This is a genomic window from Aeromonas sp. S41-2 (assembly GCF_027705845.1).
GTDB lineage: Bacteria > Pseudomonadota > Gammaproteobacteria > Enterobacterales > Aeromonadaceae > Aeromonas > Aeromonas hydrophila.
In genome coordinates, this window is the sequence record NZ_JAPDCG010000030.1 from 1 (window position 1) to 763 (window position 763).

The following is a 763-nucleotide window of genomic DNA, read 5'->3' on the forward strand; positions in this document are numbered from 1 at the left end:
TTTCAAAAACTCTGCTTACCAGGCGCATTTCGCCCAGGGGATCACCATAATAAAATGCTGAGGCCTGGCCTTTGCGTAGTGCACGCATCACCTCAATACCTTTGATGGTGGCGTAAGCCGTCTTCATGGATTTAAATCCCAGCGTGGCGCCGATTATCCGTTTCAGTTTGCCATGATCGCATTCAATCACGTTGTTCCGGTACTTAATCTGTCGGTGTTCAACGTCAGACGGGCACCGGCCTTCGCGTTTGAGCAGAGCAAGCGCGCGACCATAGGCGGGCGCTTTATCCGTGTTGATGAATCGCGGGATCTGCCACTTCTTCACGTTGTTGAGGATTTTACCCAGAAACCGGTATGCAGCTTTGCTGTTACGACGGGAGGAGAGATAAAAATCGACAGTGCGGCCCCGGCTGTCGACGGCCCGGTACAGATACGCCCAGCGGCCATTGACCTTCACGTAGGTTTCATCCATGTGCCACGGGCAAAGATCGGAAGGGTTACGCCAGTACCAGCGCAGCCGTTTTTCCATTTCAGGCGCATAACGCTGAACCCAGCGGTAAATCGTGGAGTGATCGACATTCACTCCGCGTTCAGCCAGCATCTCCTGCAGCTCACGGTAACTGATGCCGTATTTGCAGTACCAGCGTACGGCCCACAGAATGATGTCACGCTGAAAATGCCGGCCTTTGAATGGGTTCATGTGCAGCTCCATCAGCAAAAGGGGATGATAAGTTTATCACCACCGACTATTTGCAACAGTGCC

General features: G+C 52.9%; 1 protein-coding gene. It reads right to left on the reverse strand.

Annotated elements, in window-relative coordinates; translation table 11 throughout:
* Window positions 1–700, reverse strand: a 700-nt coding sequence (locus OKC44_RS22105) for an IS6-like element IS26 family transposase (RefSeq protein WP_003218105.1), incomplete at its 3' end; no start/stop codon positions are given.
* Window positions 701–763: the final 63 nt, after the last annotated feature.